This is a genomic window from Planomicrobium sp. CPCC 101079 (assembly GCF_007859275.1).
Classification (GTDB): Bacteria; Bacillota; Bacilli; order Bacillales_A; family Planococcaceae; genus Planococcus.
Map to the genome: position 1 here is coordinate 1 of NZ_VOHC01000017.1, position 16,479 is coordinate 16,479.

The window sequence follows — 16,479 nt, forward strand, 5'->3', positions numbered from 1 at the left end:
CTAGCGAAGCTTGATCAGTAGTGTTTGCTCAAGCCGCCGAAGCAGCTCTCGCAGAAATTTTATTGCCGCGTTCGGAACGCGCCAATAAACTGTTGTTGACGTTTTGCTGTTCAGTTTTCAAGGTTCATGTTTGCCGTTGTCTTTGGCGACAACTTTATTAGTATACCTTTTACCCAATTCGATGTCAACCATAAAGTTTACTTTTTTATGGCGTCCATGCCCTCGTTTCTTTGGCAACTTTATTAGTATATCTCTTTCCCAGTCTCATGTCAACCACAATGTTTTCGTGGAAATCATTCGTTTAGGGACAGCTGTTAATATACCAAGATTGATGAAAGGAGTCAATCCTTTTGCTTCTTTATATTATATTCAAAAAACATTTCTAATATGAGTTCTTCTATATAGAAGAACTCATATTAGAAAAGAAAAAAGCAATGCTTTAAAAGCCATTGCCCTGATGCATCTTCACTTTTCTAATGCGAGCTTCTTTCAACAGGAACAAATGCTTGCTCTCCGCAATCTTGCGTTCAATGCTAACGTTCAAGTCATAGTCATCCGATAGCGTTTCAAGCATCTGTGCTTTTTTCCATTCTTGCTTTGTGTCAACGAACTGCTGGATCAGCTGTTCATCAAATTCTCTTTTCAACTTGCCTCGTTTAAAAAACAACATCTTCGTTCTCCTCTTACAGCTCGCGCCGGCCTTCTAACGCTTTGGATAATGTTACTTCATCTGCATATTCCAAATCGCCGCCAACCGGAAGCCCATGGGCAATTCGAGTGGTTTTGATGCCGGACGGTTTGACTAAACGGGAAATGTACATTGCTGTAGCTTCCCCTTCTATCGTCGGGTTGGTTGCCAGAATCAGTTCAGCTACTTCTTCGTCCTGCAATCTTCTCAATAAAGAAGGAACGTTGATGTCTTCAGGCCCGATGCCATCCATTGGAGATATCGCACCTTGCAGCACATGGTATAGACCTGTGTAGTCACGCATCTTTTCCATGGCGATGACGTCTTTCGGATCTTGCACTACACAAATCGTCGTACGGTCACGCTGTGGATCTTGGCATATATGGCAAGGATCAACATCGGTAATATGTCCACAGTTTGAGCAAAAACTCAAATTGCGTTTTGCATCCACCAACGCTTTTGCAAAATCAAGAACAGTGTCTTCTTTCATTCCGAGCACAAAAAATGCCAGCCGGGCCGCTGTTTTTGGCCCGATTCCTGGCAATTTCATAAAACTCTCCATTAATTTCGATATTGGTTCAGGGTAATGCATTCTGTTTTACCTCCTAGAACATGCCTGGAAGATTTAACCCCTTAGTGAATTTCCCCATTGTGGAATTCGCATGTTCATCCGCTTTTTTAAACGCTTCGTTTGTCGCTACCACCAATAAATCTTGAAGCATTTCAACATCTTCCGGATCTACTACTGAAGGATCCAAAACGATATCAAGCACTTCTTTATGTCCAGAAACAGTCACTTTCACCATACCGCCGCCAGCTGCTCCATCGAACTTCAATGTTCCCAGTTCTTCTTGAGCCTCTGCCATTTGTTTTTGCATTTTCTGCATTTGCTTCATCATGCCTTGCATATTTCCTCCACCGCGCATAATAAGTTCCTCCTCGAATGTTTTTATTAATCTTCGTGGACTTCCACGAAGTCTTTTCCAAAGAGCCGCTCCGCTTCTGTAATGAACGGATCTTCCTGCGACGCTTCCCCATCTGCCGAGAAAGGATGCTCCTCAACGGAATCGTCTTGTTTTTCTTCATTGCCGGCTTTCAACCCGCTGCTTTTAATAAAATCTTCACGGATTTTGAGCCAGTTCGCATCCGGCACGAAAACAGGTGAGTATGCCTTGCCAGTATACTGCTCAAGCAATTGGCTGAACGCAACGGCAAAACTTTGGTTTTCTGACGCCATCTGGCAATGAATATCATACTTGAATTTTAACACAAATGCATCTGCTGATGCCGCTACAGGCTCCGCTTCGTTCAATAAAGCAGCGTGCGACCGCTGCAGCTGAGCCATCACCGTCGCCCAATTCGTTTTAATCGCTTGAATGTCTGGCTTCGTGGCGTTTTTCAAGACGTCTTGAATGCGGCCGACCGGAACTTTAAAGCTGCTTTGCGGAGACTGGCGCCGCTTTTGCTCAACAGGCGCTGCAGCCGGCGTTGCAGTTGCTCCATTTTTCAATTGATGCTGCAATTCGCGAACCACTTGTTCAAGCTGGGTAACTTTCGCTTCCAGCTCTGGAGAGGCGGAAGCGGCAGACGCCCGAACAGGCGCGTCCGCTTGGACCATCTTCAGCAAGGCGGTTTCCATATAAATCTTCGTATGATTGGAAAAGCGCATCTCCTGCTGAGTTTTTGTCAGGATGTCGATCCACTCATATAACGTTGCTGCTTCAAACTGCTTGGCCAACTCTTCAAAGCGAGCTTCATGGCTCGCCAACTCTAACATATCGTGCAAGTCTGGAGCTGTTTGGATCAGCAGCAAATCGCGGAAGAATGTGATGAAGTCTTCAACGAGCCGCACAGGGTCTTTGCCGTCCCGAACCAATTGTTCCAGTAGTGAAAGCGCCTGGCCTATGTCTTTAGCAAGAAGTGCTTCGGCAATGCTGTAAAACATATCTTGGCTAATAGAGCCTGTCACAAGCAGCGCATCGTCAATTGTCATTTCATCACCGCTAAAGGAGACAACTTGATCCAATAAACTCAAAGCATCGCGCATTCCGCCCGCAGCTGCTTGCGCAATGATTTTCAAAACTTGCTCATTGTATGGAATTTGCGCATCCGTCAATACCTCAACCATGCGTTTCACCAAATCCACTTGCGTATGCGATTTAAAATCAAAGCGCTGGCAACGGGAAATGATCGTCAACGGCAATTTGTGCGGTTCAGTCGTAGCCAAAATAAAGACGACATGTTCAGGCGGTTCTTCCAATGTTTTCAGCAAGGCATTAAACGCACTATTCGATAGCATATGGACTTCATCGATGATATAAATCTTAAATCGGGAATTTGCCGGAGAGAAGCGGACTTTCTCGATGATTTCCCGCATTTCTTCCACACGCGAGTTGGAGGCGGCGTCAAATTCAATTACATCAGTATTAGAGCCGGCATTGATGCTCTTGCAGGAATCACATTCATTGCATGGTTCCGCAACGGGTGCTTGTTCACAGTTCAATGCTTTCGCAAAAATCTTGGCAGTACTCGTCTTCCCTGTTCCTCTTGGCCCTGAGAACAAATAAGCATGTGTGGTCTTATTGTAAAGGAGAGCATTTTGAAGGGTTTGTTTGATGTGCGACTGGCCGACCATTTCCGAGAATGTCTGAGGTCTGTACACACGATAAAAAGCTTGATACGCCAACGTTATTCTCTCCTTCTTGTAAAAGTAATATCCGTCCTTTTATTATACCATAACTACCGGTTTCTTCTGAACGGTTTAGTCGCGCCGACAGCCATTATTTTCTCTTGTTTTTTAGACAAACAAAAAACCTGCCCGCTGTAAAAGCGAACAGGTTTGAATTTAAAGTTAATGCCGTGCACCTTTCTTTGACTGATGCACACAAGCGTTACTCTTGTCGTTGGCTCGATTTAGGCAACCCCGCGGCACATGAAAAGTTCCACTTAATGCTGCTTCCTTCCGGACCTGACATGGTTCATGGGTTTCCATTGCGCAAGACCCAAACGTCAACACTACGTGCAAGAGGCTGACCTTGCAATACATACAACCTAGGAAAGGAATTCAGTCCTGCTAAAGCGGATTGCAGGTTACAGGACACCGCTATCTTCCCACCTAGCACGGCATTTACTAGTATACAAACTTATCAGCGAAAAAGCAATTCGGAAGCTTAAGATTATCAAATTCGTTTTCTCGCCTGGTGAAAAGCATTGATAGAAAGCACTTCAAAAAAATAAAAAAGTTTTGTAAAGATGTTGACAATCCATTCTGATACATGATAAACTAATTCTTGTCTTAAACACGGAGGAATACCCAAGTTTGGCTGAAGGGATCGGTCTTGAAAACCGACAGGGGAGTCAAATCCCGCGGGGGTTCGAATCCCTCTTCCTCCTCCATTTTTATATTATATTATTTTTATTATCATACATACTCGAAGAAGCCGGCGAATTCGCCGGCTTCTTTTTTATTGGTATTATTCCCCGGGAAATAAAAATCCCTTGAGCAATCGGCTCAAGGGATCGAATTATTTACGCAAGACAGATGAAGTTTGCTGCATGAAATTGCCGATGCGCTCCACAATTTTCTCTGCACAAGCAGGATCGTTCAGCAAATCATAATCATTAATGTTTAAGCGCAGTACCGGACAGCCGTTGAAGTTATTAATCCAGTTTTCATAACGCTCGTGCATTTCAATCCAATAGTCAACCGGCGTTTGCTGCTCCATTGCGCGTCCTCGCTCTTGGATACGCCCCAAGATGTCTTCAATGGACCCTTCTAGATAGATCAACAGATCGGGATGCGGGAAATACGGCGTCATGACCATCGCTTCAAACAAGTTCGTGTATGTTTCATAGTCGACATTGTTCATTGTTCCTTTTTCCCAGTGCATTTTCGCAAAAATGCCGGTGTCTTCGTAAATCGAACGGTCCTGCACAAAGCCTCCGCCATATTCAAACATGCGCTTCTGTTCCTTGAAGCGTTCTGCCAAGAAATAAATTTGAAGATGAAAACTCCATTTTTCAAAATCATCGTAGAACAGATCCAGATAAGGATTTGCATCCACTTTTTCAAAAGAAGTGCGGAAGTGCAGCGCATCTGCAAGCGCCTTTGTCATCGTTGACTTGCCGACCCCCACTGTTCCCGCAATGGTAATTACAGCAGTTTCTGGAATGCCGTATTTTTCTCGTAAATTCATATCATTAAACTCCTTTTTTGTAAGGTGTCATCCACTTTATCCATGATCAGCTTCAGATCACCTTCGTTTTGCACAAAATCAATTTCGTCTCCGTTGAACCGCAAAACCGGAATTTCCGGATGCTCGCGCTCAAAGCGTTCGATGAACTCGTGGTAATCAGCCGACAGCTGTTCCATGTATTCCGGCGTAATCATTTTCTCAAATTCACGGCCGCGCAGCTTGATGCGATTCATAAGTGTATCAAGGCTCGCATGCAAATAAATGACCATATTGGGCGTCGGCATATCCGCCGTCAGGATTTTGTAAATGGCCTCATATTTAGCATATTCTGCTTCCGGCAACGTACGCTTCGCGAAAATCAAATTTTTGAAAATGTGATAATCCGCTACGACAGGCTCCCGCTTTGAGATAAACTTTTTTTGTATGTCGGATAATTGTTTATAGCGATTGCATAAGAAGAACATTTCCGTTTGGAAACTCCATTCTTCAATATTTTCATAGAATTTATTCAAAAACGGATTTTCATCCACGATTTCTTTTAATAATTGAAACTGATTTTGATCGGCTAGCGCTTTCGTCAACGACGTTTTCCCAACCCCGATCGGACCTTCTACCGTGATGAATGGTACCGGCATAAGAAGTCCTCCTTTTTTCATTCGAATGTTTACAGTGCGATTTATTTTACCATAGACAACGGAGCAAAAGTAGAAAAAAATCAGCAACCCATTAATGGATTGCTGACTTGAACGTGCCCCCATGCACTTCTTGTGTATTCATGATTGTGAGAAAGGCTCTTGAATCGATATCGTTCATAATCTGTTTCAATTTGGTGATTTCCAATCGGGTAACAACAACATAAATAACATCTTTTGATGTGTCTTTATAGCCGCCTTTCCCATGCAGCTTAGTTACGCTTCTGCCTAGCCGTGAGTTGATTGCAGCACTCAACTCTTCATATTCTTCAGAAACAATAATAACTGCTTTTGTATCATCCAAGCCTTGAATCACAATATCAATGGTTTTTGAAGCGATATAATACGTCAGTATTGAATACATCGCCTGCTCCCAGCCAAGCACAAAACCGGCCCATAGGAAGATAAAAACATTGAAAAACATAACAAATTCCCCGACCGAAAAAGGTAGTTTTTTAGTCAATAAAATGCCAAGAATCTCTGAACCGTCAAGCGCTCCGCCATTCCGGATGACAAGGCCTACACCTGCTCCAAGAAGGATTCCCCCAAATACGGTAGCAAGCAACGGGTCATCTACGACGCCTGCGAGAGGGTGAAGCGGAACTTGTAATATCGCCAGCGCCACAATAGCAAAAATAGAAGAGACAAAAAAGTTCCTGCCTATGTACTTATAGCCAAAAAAGAGAAACGGCAAGTTAATGACAACCAATAAAATGCCGAACGGCACAATCGTTAAGTAATCTAAAATCAGCGAAATCCCAATAATTCCGCCGTCAATGATCGAATTAGGCACAAGAAACAGCTCAATGGCAGCAGCGGCCATCGCTGCTCCGACTAAAATGAGGATAAAACGCATGAGGGCATGCAGAGGTTGTTCTTTTCTATGTGTTCTGGGCATGAAATCTCTCCTTGAAAATCTGTTCTTATTGTATTTTAACCCAACAAACAAATTTTTGCCTTTCCTTGACCTTTTGTATGTAATTTAATCGAGTGAAGATGTTAAACTAAAGCCTAAGGAGCGATAAATCATGAACGGTATAGAACAAGATCAGTATTATATGAAGATGGCGATAGAAGAAGCGGAAAAAGCTGCTGCAAAAGGGGAAGTTCCGATTGGGGCGGTTATTGTACGTGATGGCACTGTCATAGCGCGTGCCCATAACTTGAGGGAAACAACGCAAAACGCCGTAACGCATGCAGAACTATTGGCCATCCAAGAAGCCTGCAACCGCCTAGGCAGCTGGCGGCTTGAAGAAACTCACCTTTACGTAACGTTAGAGCCTTGTCCGATGTGCGCAGGCGCCATCTTGCAATCCCGCATTCCTCGTGTCATATACGGAGCGCGCGATGCTAAGGCCGGCAGCGTCGATTCACTGTACCGCTTGCTGAATGATGAACGCTTCAACCACCAATGCGAAGTGAAAGAAAACGTCTTAGCGGATGAATGTGGCGAACTGCTGACAAACTTCTTCCGCGCCATCCGGGAAAACAAAAAGAAAAAGCGGAAGCAGCTATAGCGCTTCCGCTTTTTCTTCGGTTAAAAACCGGTCGATCAGCAAGTTCAAAATATATGGCTGTTCGTGGTGGATCCAGTGGGTGGCCTCCCCAACAAAGACCAGCTCGGCGTCTTCACAAAACTCCAAACTTTCTTTTGCCAGCAGTGATGTTAGAAACTGGTCGCCAAGCCCCCAGATGATCCGCACCGGTACAGTAATTTTTCGGTCCGGCACTTGGGCCACACTGCCTTCCCGGATAGCTCGGTACCAATTGAGCATTGCTGTTAATGCCCCCGGCTGTGCCCAAGCTTCTCGATAAGCTTCCAATTCCTCTTCAGAGAATGTATCCGGATTGCTCGTTGATACAAGACTCCCGACCATTGTTTTAAAATAATCGGTGGCTAGCATTTTTTCAGGCAGTTCCGGTACTTGGAAAAAAGCGATATACGAACTTTTTATCCATTGCGCGGGATTTTTCGCGAGTACTTGCGGCATTGCTTTCGGATGTGGAATGTTCACCGCAATCAGTTTGTTGACATACTGAGGTTTAGTGGCGGCCAAGTGCCAAGCGACTGCCCCTCCCCAGTCATGGCCGATCACCGTTGCACTTGTTTCGCCAAAATGCTCAATCAATCCCGCAACGTCATCCCTCAGCAAATCCAGTGTGTAGTTTTCAATTCCTAGCGGCTTATCGCTCAAATTATAACCGCGCAAATCCGGCACCACTACCCGATACCCCTTTTCTGCAAGTGGCCCAATTTGTTTGTCCCAGCCGCGCCAAAATTCCGGAAATCCGTGAAGCAGCAACACCAAAGGCCCGTTTTCCGGTCCAGCTACTACAGTATGCAATGTAATGCCATTTGTCTGTACGTACAAATGCTCCATCGAAACACTCCTTCCAGATCGCTTTTCTCCTTTTCTATACCCGCTCCGCTCGAAAAAAAGACCCAAAAGCAAAATGCTTTTGGGTCTCGCCTGTTTTATTTGATAACTTCTTTTCCACCCATATATGGACGCAATACTTCCGGAATCAGGATGGTTCCGTCTTCTTGCTGGCAGTTTTCAAGAAGCGCAGCAACCGTACGGCCGATCGCCAAGCCGCTGCCGTTCAATGTGTGGACAAATTCCGGCTTGCCGTTTGGCTCGCGGCGGAACTTGATATTTGCGCGGCGCGCCTGGAAATCTTCGAAATTGCTGCAAGAAGAAATCTCGCGGTACATTTCCTGGCTTGGAATCCATACTTCGATGTCGTATTTCTTTGCCGCAGTAAAACCAAGGTCGGCCGTGCACATTTTTAAGACACGGTATGGAAGCCCTAATAATTGAAGCACTTTTTCTGCATGGCCGGTCAATTTCTCCAACTCGTCATAAGAATCCTCAGGCTTCACAAAGCGCACAAGCTCGACTTTGTTGAATTGGTGCTGTCGGATTAGCCCGCGCGTGTCGCGGCCCGCAGAACCCGCTTCAGAGCGGAAATTCGCGCTGTAAGAAGCGAAGGCTTGAGGCAAGATATTGCCGTCTAAAATTTCGCCTCGGTAGAAGTTCGTTACCGGCACTTCAGAAGTCGGGATCAGGAAATAATCTTCTTTCTCGATCAGGAACGCATCTTCCTCGAATTTCGGAAGCTGTCCTGTGCCCGTTAAGCTTTCACGGTTGACCATATAAGGCGGCAGCATTTCTTCATAGCCGTGCTCTTCCTGATGAAGGTCCATCATGAAATTGATAAGGGCCCGCTCTAAACGCGCCCCAAGACCACGATAGAAAACAAAACGGCTGCCTGTCACTTTAGATGCCCGTTCAAAATCGATAATGTTTAAATCTGTCCCTAAATCCCAATGCGGTTTCGCTTCAAAGGCAAATTCCGGTCTGGTCCCCCATGTGCGGATTTCCACGTTGTCATCTTCTGAATCGCCGACAGGCACGCTATCATGTGGAATGTTCGGCACACGCATCATGATGAAGTTCAAACGGTCTTCCACTTCACGCAATTCGTCATCAATCGCTTTGATCTCTTCGCCCACTGCACGCATTTTCGCAATCGCTTCATCCGCGTTTTCTTTATTGCGCTTCATAACGGCAATGTTTTGAGAAGCTTCGTTGCGTTCCGCTTTCAGTTTTTCCGTCTGGGCAATCAATTCCCGGCGTTTTGCATCCAAACCTTCAAATTCATCCAAAACCGAAATATCTTCTCCGCGTTTTGCGAGTTTTTCTTTTACTTCTTCAAAATTAGCGCGTACAAATTTAATATCTAACATCCGAATTCCTCCTCTAAATTCACGTCAATGAAAAAAAGACAACAAAAATAGCCCCCATCCCCTGGTAAAAGGGACGAGAGCTACCCGCGTTGCCACCCTGATTGATCGGCACTCGGCCAATCCTCTTCATCACATAACGGCATTTAAACCGGCAATGGCTTCGACCGCCATGCAACTCAGGGGTGGATTCAAACGCGTTTTTCACCGGTTCGCACCAACCACCGGCTCTCTTAGAAAAACAATCGTCTTACTAGTTCCCATCAACGTTTCTACTTTGAAATTACTCATACTTTACTATAAAGCGGCCCATTTGGCAAGAGAGTCCCAGTTCCACTTGGAATCATGCCCAAAAAATAATTGGTGATGCGGTGGTCGTCCGTCAATTCGGGGTGAAACGAGCAACCAAGGAACTGGCCGCTTTTTGCCATGACGATTTTCCCCTCATGTTCACACAAGACTTCGGTTTCTGGACCGACACCAACAATATGCGGCGCACGAATAAAAACAGCATTGAACGGCTTTTCAAGCCCCTTAACTGACAGCTCTGCCTCAAAGCTGTCGACTTGGCGGCCAAAGGAATTCCTCTTCACCACCACATCCATAACGCCAAGATGCGGCGCAGCCTGCCCCGCCACTTCTCGGGCAAGTAAAATCAATCCCGCACAAGTCCCAAACATTGGCCGGCCGCTTTTGGCAAACTCACGCAGCGGCTCCATCAAGCCATAACGGTCAATCAACCGGCGCATCGTTGTGCTTTCGCCGCCTGGCAGCACCAATGCATCCAGTTCTTCCAAATCTTTTGGCCATTTCACGAGAATCGCTTTTGCTCCGCATGCTTCAATCGAACAGATATGTTCACGGACCGCCCCTTGCAACGCCAGAACTCCGACTCGTTTCATCTTACCAGCCTCGTTCCTGCATACGCTCACCTGCCGCAATTGTGGAAATCTCGATGCCTTTCATAGCAATCCCCAAGTCTTTGGAAAGTTCCGCGATCAATTTATAGTCCTGGTAATGCGTCGTCGCTTCCACGATTGCCCGCGCAAACCGTTCCGGGTTTTCGGACTTGAAGATTCCTGAACCGACAAAGACGCCGTCTGCTCCAAGTTCCATCATTAACGCGGCATCCGCAGGCGTCGCAACGCCGCCAGCCGCAAAGTTCACAACCGGCAAACGCCCTAAACGCTTCACTTCTTTCAAGAACTCGTAGGATGCTCCTAAGTTACGGGCTTCTGTCATCAGTTCATCTTCGCTCATCGTGACAACTTTACGCACTTCTGCGTTCACTTGGCGCAAATGGCGGACCGCTTCCACAATATTTCCCGTTCCCGGCTCGCCTTTTGTGCGCAGCATTGAAGCACCTTCGCCGATACGGCGCGCCGCTTCCCCTAAGTTGCGGCACCCGCAAACAAATGGAACCGTATATGTATTTTTCAACAAATGGAATTCTTCATCCGCCGGAGTCAACACTTCACTTTCATCTATGTAATCGACGCCCATCGCCTCTAAAACGCGCGCTTCCACGATATGGCCGATGCGGGCTTTAGCCATTACCGGAATCGATACAGCTTTCATCACTTCCTCCGTAATCCGCGGGTCTGCCATACGAGCTACGCCGCCATCCCGCCGGATATCTGAAGGTACACGTTCTAAGGCCATGACAGCCGTCGCCCCTGCAGCTTCCGCAATACGCGCTTGTTCTGCATTGACCACATCCATAATAACGCCGCCTTTCTGCATTTCGGCCATTCCACGTTTTACTCGATCTGTTCCGTGTTCGCTCATTGATTATTCCTCCTTTAGTTGATATATTCAGTATAAGGAACATTGACCATATAAAAAGAGTCAGTTTTCTATTGATTAAAAAGGTCAGATTGGAGGGATTTATTTGGATATGCTCATGTTCCAACTGCAAAGAAACAGCACCATCCCTTTATATCAGCAGCTATATCAGGAAATAAAAGAAGCCATTATTAGCGGTACTATCTCCGTCGAGACCAAATTACCAAGCAAACGCAAACTTGCCGATTACTTAGCAATCAGCCAAACAACCGTTGAACTGGCTTATGGCCAACTACTGGCGGAAGGCTTTATCGAGTCCCGCCCAAGAAAAGGCTTTTATGCTCAGCCTGTAGAAGAGCTGGCTTACTTGGATGCTCCTCAAGATGAACCAGTGATTGTGGATCACGTGGATTATACGTTCGATTTTAATCCTGGAAAAATCGATACTCCTTCTTTTCCTTTCTCCACGTGGCGAAAAATCGCAAAAGAAGTGATTGATGAAACCAACCACGAAATGCTGCATTCCGGCCACCCGCAAGGCGATGAAGCGCTGCGCCAAGAAATTGCGCGTTATTTATTTCAATCGCGCGGCGTTGTTTGCGAAGCGGAACAAATCATCATCGGCTCCGGTACAGAACAGCTTGTGCCGCTGCTTATTCGCTTGCTGCCCAAAACGCTGGTTTTTGGTTTTGAGAACCCTGGGTACCCTTTGACCCATAGTATATTTAGCCACTATGACAGAAGAGCGGTTCCCATCCAAGTAGATCAAGAAGGCATCAACTTAAAAGAATTGGAAACCTTACAGGCTGACGTAGCATATGTTACGCCTTCTCATCAGTTTCCAACCGGTTCTGTCCTTAGTGCAACAAGACGTTCCCAATTATTGAACTGGGCGAGCGCCGGAGATCGTTACATCATTGAAGATGATTACGACAGCGAGTTCCGCTATACAAGCCGGCCGATTCCAGCACTCCAAAGCATGGATAAAAGCGGGCGTGTTATTTATATCAGCACGTTTTCAAAATCCCTTATGCCATCTTTACGGATTGCTTACATGGTATTGCCAAAGCGCCTCCTGCGCGCATATCAACAAACATTTCTTCATTATTCTTCTTCTGTTCCCCGGCTCGATCAGCAAGTGGTTGCACGTTTTATGAAAGACGGACATTTTGCACGCCACTTAAACCGGATGCGCAAACTGTACCAAAAGAAACTAGAGAAATTGACATCATCACTTCTTGTATATGCCCCAGCAGTAAAAATTTCCGGGGAACAGGCTGGCATGCACATTGTCTTAACAGTAGAAACAGCACATTCTGAAAAAGAACTGATTGAACTGGCCAAACAATCAAATATTCGTGTCTTCAGTCTTCAATCTTATGATGTCCATGAAAAGAATGTCTCTCCTCCACGAATCATTCTTGGATTTGGCGGTTTATCTGAAAAGGAGATTGAACAAGGCGTGGAACACTTAATGGCTTGTTGGAAAATCCCATCAAAAAAAAGCAGTTCATCTTTTACTAGATGAACTGCTTTTTGATTTAAATCAATCCTTTTACAAAATCAGTTGCTCCGCCCCACATAGACGAGAAGAAGCTGCCGACTGCTTGCAATGACAAGGAGAACCAGCTGGCGCGTTCTACTTTTTCAGCAGTAACTACCTTAACTGCACTTGCATTATCATTCAAATATCCGTAATCTTCGCCGTCTTCTTTAACAATTTTCACCGTTCCGACGACCTGATCTTTTTCAACAGAAGCTTCCAATTCCCCAGCCTTCACCAGTGAATTGTCCAGCACCAATTCCGGCTTGTAAGACTCTTTATCGCTTGTACGGATCAACATTGAAACGGGTTCTTGCACAACAATGTTGACACTGTCTTCTTTGCCTTTTGTAATCGGCAATGTTTCATTGCCTTGGAACTGGTAGCCTGCTGGAACTATTTCTTCTGTAGTAAACTGGTTAAAACCAAAATCGAAAAGTGCACGAGTAGCATCAAAACGGGCTTTGTAAGAACCTACGCCTTCGCTGTCCACGGCTTTCATGACCACAGCTATCAAACGAGTTTCGCCACGTTTCGCCGTTCCAGTAAAACTATGCCCGGCAAAATCAGTTGTACCTGTTTTTAGCCCATCTACACCTTCATACGGAAAATCTAAACCTGGCAACATATAATTCCAGTTGTCCATACGCGTTGCATCGGCTGTACCTTCGCGGAAGGTTTTCACAGGAATTTTTGTTGTTTCCAATACTTCTGGATACGTATCCAGAAGCGCTTTGGCTAATTTTGCTACAGAACGGGCGGACATAACGTTTTCATCTTTTTCGCCAGATTCTTTCGGATGCATCCCCATCAAGTCAGCATTATTCAAACCTGTTGAATTGACGAATTTTACATCTTCAAGACCCATTTCTTTTGCTTTCTCATTCATTAGAGTTACAAATTCGCTTTCTGTTCCTGCAATCGTTTCGGCGATTCCGATTGTTGCAGCATTAGCCGAATAAATTGCCATAGCTTCATACAGCTCTTGGATGCTGTAAGCTTCACCTAAACGAAGAGGCACGTTGCTAAGGCGCATATCTTGCGAAACTTTGTGTGTGTAATCAGTTACTGTATACTTTTGATCCCATTTGATGCGACCTTCTTCAATCGCTTCAAATAACAAGTACTCAGTCATCATCTTCGACATGCTCGCAATGCCAAGTGGCGCGCTTGCATTTTTTTCATATAATATTTTCCCTGTATCAGCATCCACTAAAATAGCGGCGTCCGCCATTATATTTAACGATTCGTCCGCTTTGGCCTGTTGCGGTACGAAAATTGTCAATAATAATACTGCCATAATAGTAAGCAACGTTGTCATGTTTAACACTTTCTTCACTTTGTCAAATACCTCCATCTATAGTTTCCCTTTGCCATTCTATCATAATATGCATGTACTGGAACAAAAACATGCAAAAAGCACTCTTTCCGCCTATATAATGACGAAAAAGAGTGCTAAAAGATTCATTAGTTATGAGATTGAGTAATTTGGAGATTCTTTTGTAATCTGTACATCGTGTGGATGGCTTTCACGCAGACCTGCTCCTGTCATACGAATAAACTGAGCTTCTTCACGCAAGGTTTTCAAATCTTTTGTGCCGCAATATCCCATGCCGGCGCGGATGCCGCCAAGCAACTGATGAATTGTATCTGCAAGTGGCCCTTTGTACGGCAAACGGCCTTCAATGCCTTCTGGCACTAATTTTTTCGCTTCATCTTGGAAATAACGGTCTTTCGAGCCTTTTTCCATTGCCGCAATAGATCCCATGCCGCGATATGTTTTAAAACGGCGCCCTTGGAAAATTTCAGTTTCACCTGGGCTTTCAGTTGTACCAGCAAGCAAGCTTCCCAGCATAGCTGCATGTCCGCCAGCTGCCAATGCTTTAATGATGTCGCCAGAATACTTAATACCGCCATCTGCGATAATGGCTTTGCCGTGTTTACGGGCTTCTGTTGCACAGTCGTAAACAGCTGTGATTTGCGGAACACCAACGCCCGCTACAACGCGTGTCGTACAAATTGAGCCTGGTCCTATCCCAACTTTCACCACATCGGCTCCAGCTTCGATCAATGCTTTTGTGCCTTCTGCAGTCGCCACGTTTCCTGCAATAATCGATAGGTCAGGGTATGTCGTGCGAATCTGCTCGACCATCTCCAAAACACCTTTTGAATGGCCATGCGCTGTATCCAGGACGATAACATCTACTTGGGCTTTTACTAACTGCTCGACTCGCTTCATCGTATCTGAAGTAACACCAACAGCGGCACCAACCAGTAAACGGCCATGCGCATCTTTGGCAGCGTGTGGGAATTCAATAACTTTTTCAATATCTTTAATGGTAATGAGGCCTTTTAATATGCCGTCATTATCGACAAGCGGAAGCTTCTCAATTTTATACTGCTGTAAGATCTTTTCTGCTTCTTCAAGTGTCGTGCCGACTTCAGCCGTCACTAACTGCTCTCTTGTCATGACGTCATTAATTGGCAACGAATAATCTTGGATAAAGCGTAAGTCTCGGTTGGTGATAATACCGACCAATTTTTGTTCTTCTTCATTATTAACGATTGGCACACCGGAAATGCGGTATTTGCCCATTAAATGTTCCGCATCAAACACTTGATGCGTAGGAGTCAAGAAGAAAGGATCTGTAATAACGCCATTTTCAGAACGCTTAACAGTTGTTACATTTTCCGCTTGTTCTTCGATGCTCATGTTTTTATGGATAATGCCAAGACCGCCTTGACGGGCCATGGAGATTGCCATTTTGGCTTCTGTTACAGTATCCATCCCAGCACTGATAATAGGAATGTTCAACTTTATAGTCGGAGATAATTCCACAGACAAATTTACGTCTTTAGGCAGTACTTCTGATCGAGCCGGTACTAGCAATACATCATCAAACGTTAAACCTTCTTTTACAAATTTGGATTCCCACATTTTTGCTTTTCCTCCTGCTTCCTTTTAAATATTATTGTAAGGTTATCAGCGGGGAAATGGAGTGTCAAGAAAACGAGAATAAAAAAACTATTCGGAATAGTTGATTACAGCAACGCCTTCAAATCTACCTCTATTCTTTTAGGAGAGGTCTGAGGAGCATAGCGCTTTATCACATTGCCCTCACGATCTATAAGAAACTTCGTAAAGTTCCACTTGATTCCCTCTGTCAATAAACCTTTTTGAGCCGACGATAAGTATTTAAACAAAGGATCGGCAGTGCTCCCTTTTACATCAACTTTTGCAAACATTGGAAAACTAACGCCATAATTTATTTGGCAAAACTCCATGGTTTCTTCTTGGTTATCAAATTCCTGGTTATTGAATTGACTGCTTGGAAACCCTAAAACTTGGAGTCCTTGGTCTTTATATGTTTCATACAAACTCTGAAGTTCGCTAAACTGGGGCGTAAAACCGCACTTGCTTGCTGTATTAACAATGATTAATGGCTGTCCTTTAAATTTTTCCAACGATTCGATTTCACCATTTGTGTTTTTGACTTCAAAGTCGTATACAGTGTTCATATAAGCATCTCTCCATTTTCTTAATTTCTACTAGAGTATCTCTATCATAGTAGATGCACAAGAATTTGAATTGAATAATCTGTTTAGAAATTCTTTTATAAATTAAAATACAAAAAAAGCCAGAACCTGATCGGTTCTGACTTTTTCGGTGTGCCCAGCGACGTCCTACTCTCACAGGGGAAGACCCCCAACTACCATCGGCGCAAAAGAGCTTAACTTCCGTGTTCGGGATGGGAACGGGTGTGGCCTCTTTGCCATCATCACTGGACTCTTGTTAGAGTGCTTGTTCACTCAAAACTGGATACACG

The 16,479-nt window shown here is 44.9% G+C and carries 16 protein-coding genes, 1 tRNA gene, 1 rRNA gene, 1 other RNA gene and 1 other annotated feature; of the genes, 3 read left to right on the plus strand and 16 right to left on the minus strand.

Features of this window, described 5'->3' with window-relative positions; genetic code table 11:
- Positions 1-439 precede the first annotated feature (439 nt).
- The 5 genes from FQV28_RS07840 to ffs all read right to left on the minus strand — a co-directional run bounded on the left by FQV28_RS07840 (position 440) and on the right by ffs (position 3,812).
- The gene (locus tag FQV28_RS07840; RefSeq protein WP_146495266.1) at positions 440-670 is read right to left on the minus strand and encodes a YaaL family protein; all 231 of its coding nucleotides are present in this window, start codon (positions 668-670) and stop codon (positions 440-442) included.
- Positions 671-683: 13 nt separating this feature from the next.
- A complete protein-coding gene (gene recR, locus FQV28_RS07845) occupies positions 684-1,280 on the minus strand; it encodes a recombination mediator RecR (protein WP_106534932.1) in 597 nt (198 codons plus the stop codon).
- A gap of 13 nt (positions 1,281-1,293) precedes the next feature.
- Positions 1,294-1,614: a YbaB/EbfC family nucleoid-associated protein gene (locus tag FQV28_RS07850; protein WP_146495268.1), complete on the minus strand. Its 321-nt coding sequence runs from the start codon at positions 1,612-1,614 to the stop codon at positions 1,294-1,296.
- A 26-nt stretch (positions 1,615-1,640) separates the two neighbouring features.
- The gene (gene dnaX / locus FQV28_RS07855) at positions 1,641-3,374 is read right to left on the minus strand and encodes a DNA polymerase III subunit gamma/tau (RefSeq protein ID WP_146495270.1); all 1,734 of its coding nucleotides are present in this window, start codon (positions 3,372-3,374) and stop codon (positions 1,641-1,643) included.
- Between the two features lie 171 nt (positions 3,375-3,545).
- An RNA gene (gene ffs / locus FQV28_RS07860) (signal recognition particle sRNA large type) lies at positions 3,546-3,812 on the minus strand.
- 179 nt (positions 3,813-3,991) lie between these two features.
- Between ffs and FQV28_RS07865 the strand changes: the two genes are divergently transcribed.
- Positions 3,992-4,084, plus strand: a tRNA-Ser gene (locus FQV28_RS07865).
- 128 nt (positions 4,085-4,212) lie between these two features.
- Here FQV28_RS07865 and FQV28_RS07870 read toward each other — a convergent pair.
- The 3 genes from FQV28_RS07870 to FQV28_RS07880 all read right to left on the minus strand — a co-directional run bounded on the left by FQV28_RS07870 (position 4,213) and on the right by FQV28_RS07880 (position 6,474).
- Positions 4,213-4,884, minus strand: coding sequence for a deoxynucleoside kinase (locus tag FQV28_RS07870; RefSeq protein WP_146495272.1), 672 nt, complete (start codon positions 4,882-4,884; stop codon positions 4,213-4,215).
- Positions 4,881-5,519: a deoxynucleoside kinase gene (locus tag FQV28_RS07875; RefSeq protein ID WP_146495274.1), complete on the minus strand. Its 639-nt coding sequence runs from the start codon at positions 5,517-5,519 to the stop codon at positions 4,881-4,883. The genes FQV28_RS07870 and FQV28_RS07875 overlap by 4 nt, the downstream gene beginning before the upstream one ends.
- Positions 5,520-5,610: 91 nt before the next feature.
- The gene (locus FQV28_RS07880) at positions 5,611-6,474 is read right to left on the minus strand and encodes a YitT family protein (protein WP_146495276.1); all 864 of its coding nucleotides are present in this window, start codon (positions 6,472-6,474) and stop codon (positions 5,611-5,613) included.
- Positions 6,475-6,604: 130 nt separating this feature from the next.
- Here FQV28_RS07880 and tadA point away from each other — a divergent pair, with 130 nt between their 5' ends.
- A complete protein-coding gene (gene tadA, locus FQV28_RS07885; protein ID WP_146495278.1) occupies positions 6,605-7,093 on the plus strand; it encodes a tRNA adenosine(34) deaminase TadA in 489 nt (162 codons plus the stop codon).
- Here tadA and FQV28_RS07890 read toward each other — a convergent pair.
- From FQV28_RS07890 to pdxS, 4 genes are all read right to left on the minus strand, one after another.
- Positions 7,088-7,957, minus strand: a complete 870-nt coding sequence (locus FQV28_RS07890) for an alpha/beta fold hydrolase (protein ID WP_146495280.1) — start codon at positions 7,955-7,957, stop codon at positions 7,088-7,090. The two genes, tadA and FQV28_RS07890, sit on opposite strands and share 6 nt — an antisense overlap.
- A 95-nt stretch (positions 7,958-8,052) precedes the next feature.
- The gene (serS, locus tag FQV28_RS07895) at positions 8,053-9,327 is read right to left on the minus strand and encodes a serine--tRNA ligase (RefSeq protein ID WP_146495282.1); all 1,275 of its coding nucleotides are present in this window, start codon (positions 9,325-9,327) and stop codon (positions 8,053-8,055) included.
- Positions 9,328-9,393: 66 nt separating this feature from the next.
- Positions 9,394-9,600 (minus strand) — a binding site (T-box leader).
- A gap of 11 nt (positions 9,601-9,611) precedes the next feature.
- Positions 9,612-10,226, minus strand: coding sequence for a pyridoxal 5'-phosphate synthase glutaminase subunit PdxT (gene pdxT / locus FQV28_RS07900; protein ID WP_146495284.1), 615 nt, complete (start codon positions 10,224-10,226; stop codon positions 9,612-9,614).
- 1 nt (position 10,227) lies between these two features.
- Positions 10,228-11,112 (minus strand): pyridoxal 5'-phosphate synthase lyase subunit PdxS, encoded by an 885-nt coding sequence (gene pdxS, locus FQV28_RS07905; RefSeq protein WP_146495286.1) that lies wholly within the window; start codon positions 11,110-11,112, stop codon positions 10,228-10,230.
- Between the two features lie 103 nt (positions 11,113-11,215).
- Between pdxS and pdxR the strand changes: the two genes are divergently transcribed.
- Positions 11,216-12,637, plus strand: a complete 1,422-nt coding sequence (gene pdxR / locus FQV28_RS07910) for a MocR-like pyridoxine biosynthesis transcription factor PdxR (RefSeq protein WP_146495288.1) — start codon at positions 11,216-11,218, stop codon at positions 12,635-12,637.
- 13 nt (positions 12,638-12,650) lie between these two features.
- Here pdxR and FQV28_RS07915 read toward each other — a convergent pair whose 3' ends face one another.
- From FQV28_RS07915 to rrf, 4 genes are all read right to left on the minus strand, one after another.
- Positions 12,651-14,009, minus strand: a complete 1,359-nt coding sequence (locus tag FQV28_RS07915) for a D-alanyl-D-alanine carboxypeptidase family protein (RefSeq protein WP_146495290.1) — start codon at positions 14,007-14,009, stop codon at positions 12,651-12,653.
- A 114-nt stretch (positions 14,010-14,123) separates the two neighbouring features.
- Positions 14,124-15,590, minus strand: a complete 1,467-nt coding sequence (gene guaB, locus FQV28_RS07920; protein ID WP_146495292.1) for an IMP dehydrogenase — start codon at positions 15,588-15,590, stop codon at positions 14,124-14,126.
- 104 nt (positions 15,591-15,694) lie between these two features.
- The gene (locus FQV28_RS07925) at positions 15,695-16,171 is read right to left on the minus strand and encodes a glutathione peroxidase (protein ID WP_146495294.1); all 477 of its coding nucleotides are present in this window, start codon (positions 16,169-16,171) and stop codon (positions 15,695-15,697) included.
- Positions 16,172-16,323: 152 nt separating this feature from the next.
- A 5S ribosomal RNA gene (rrf, locus tag FQV28_RS07930) occupies positions 16,324-16,439 on the minus strand.
- Positions 16,440-16,479: the final 40 nt, after the last annotated feature.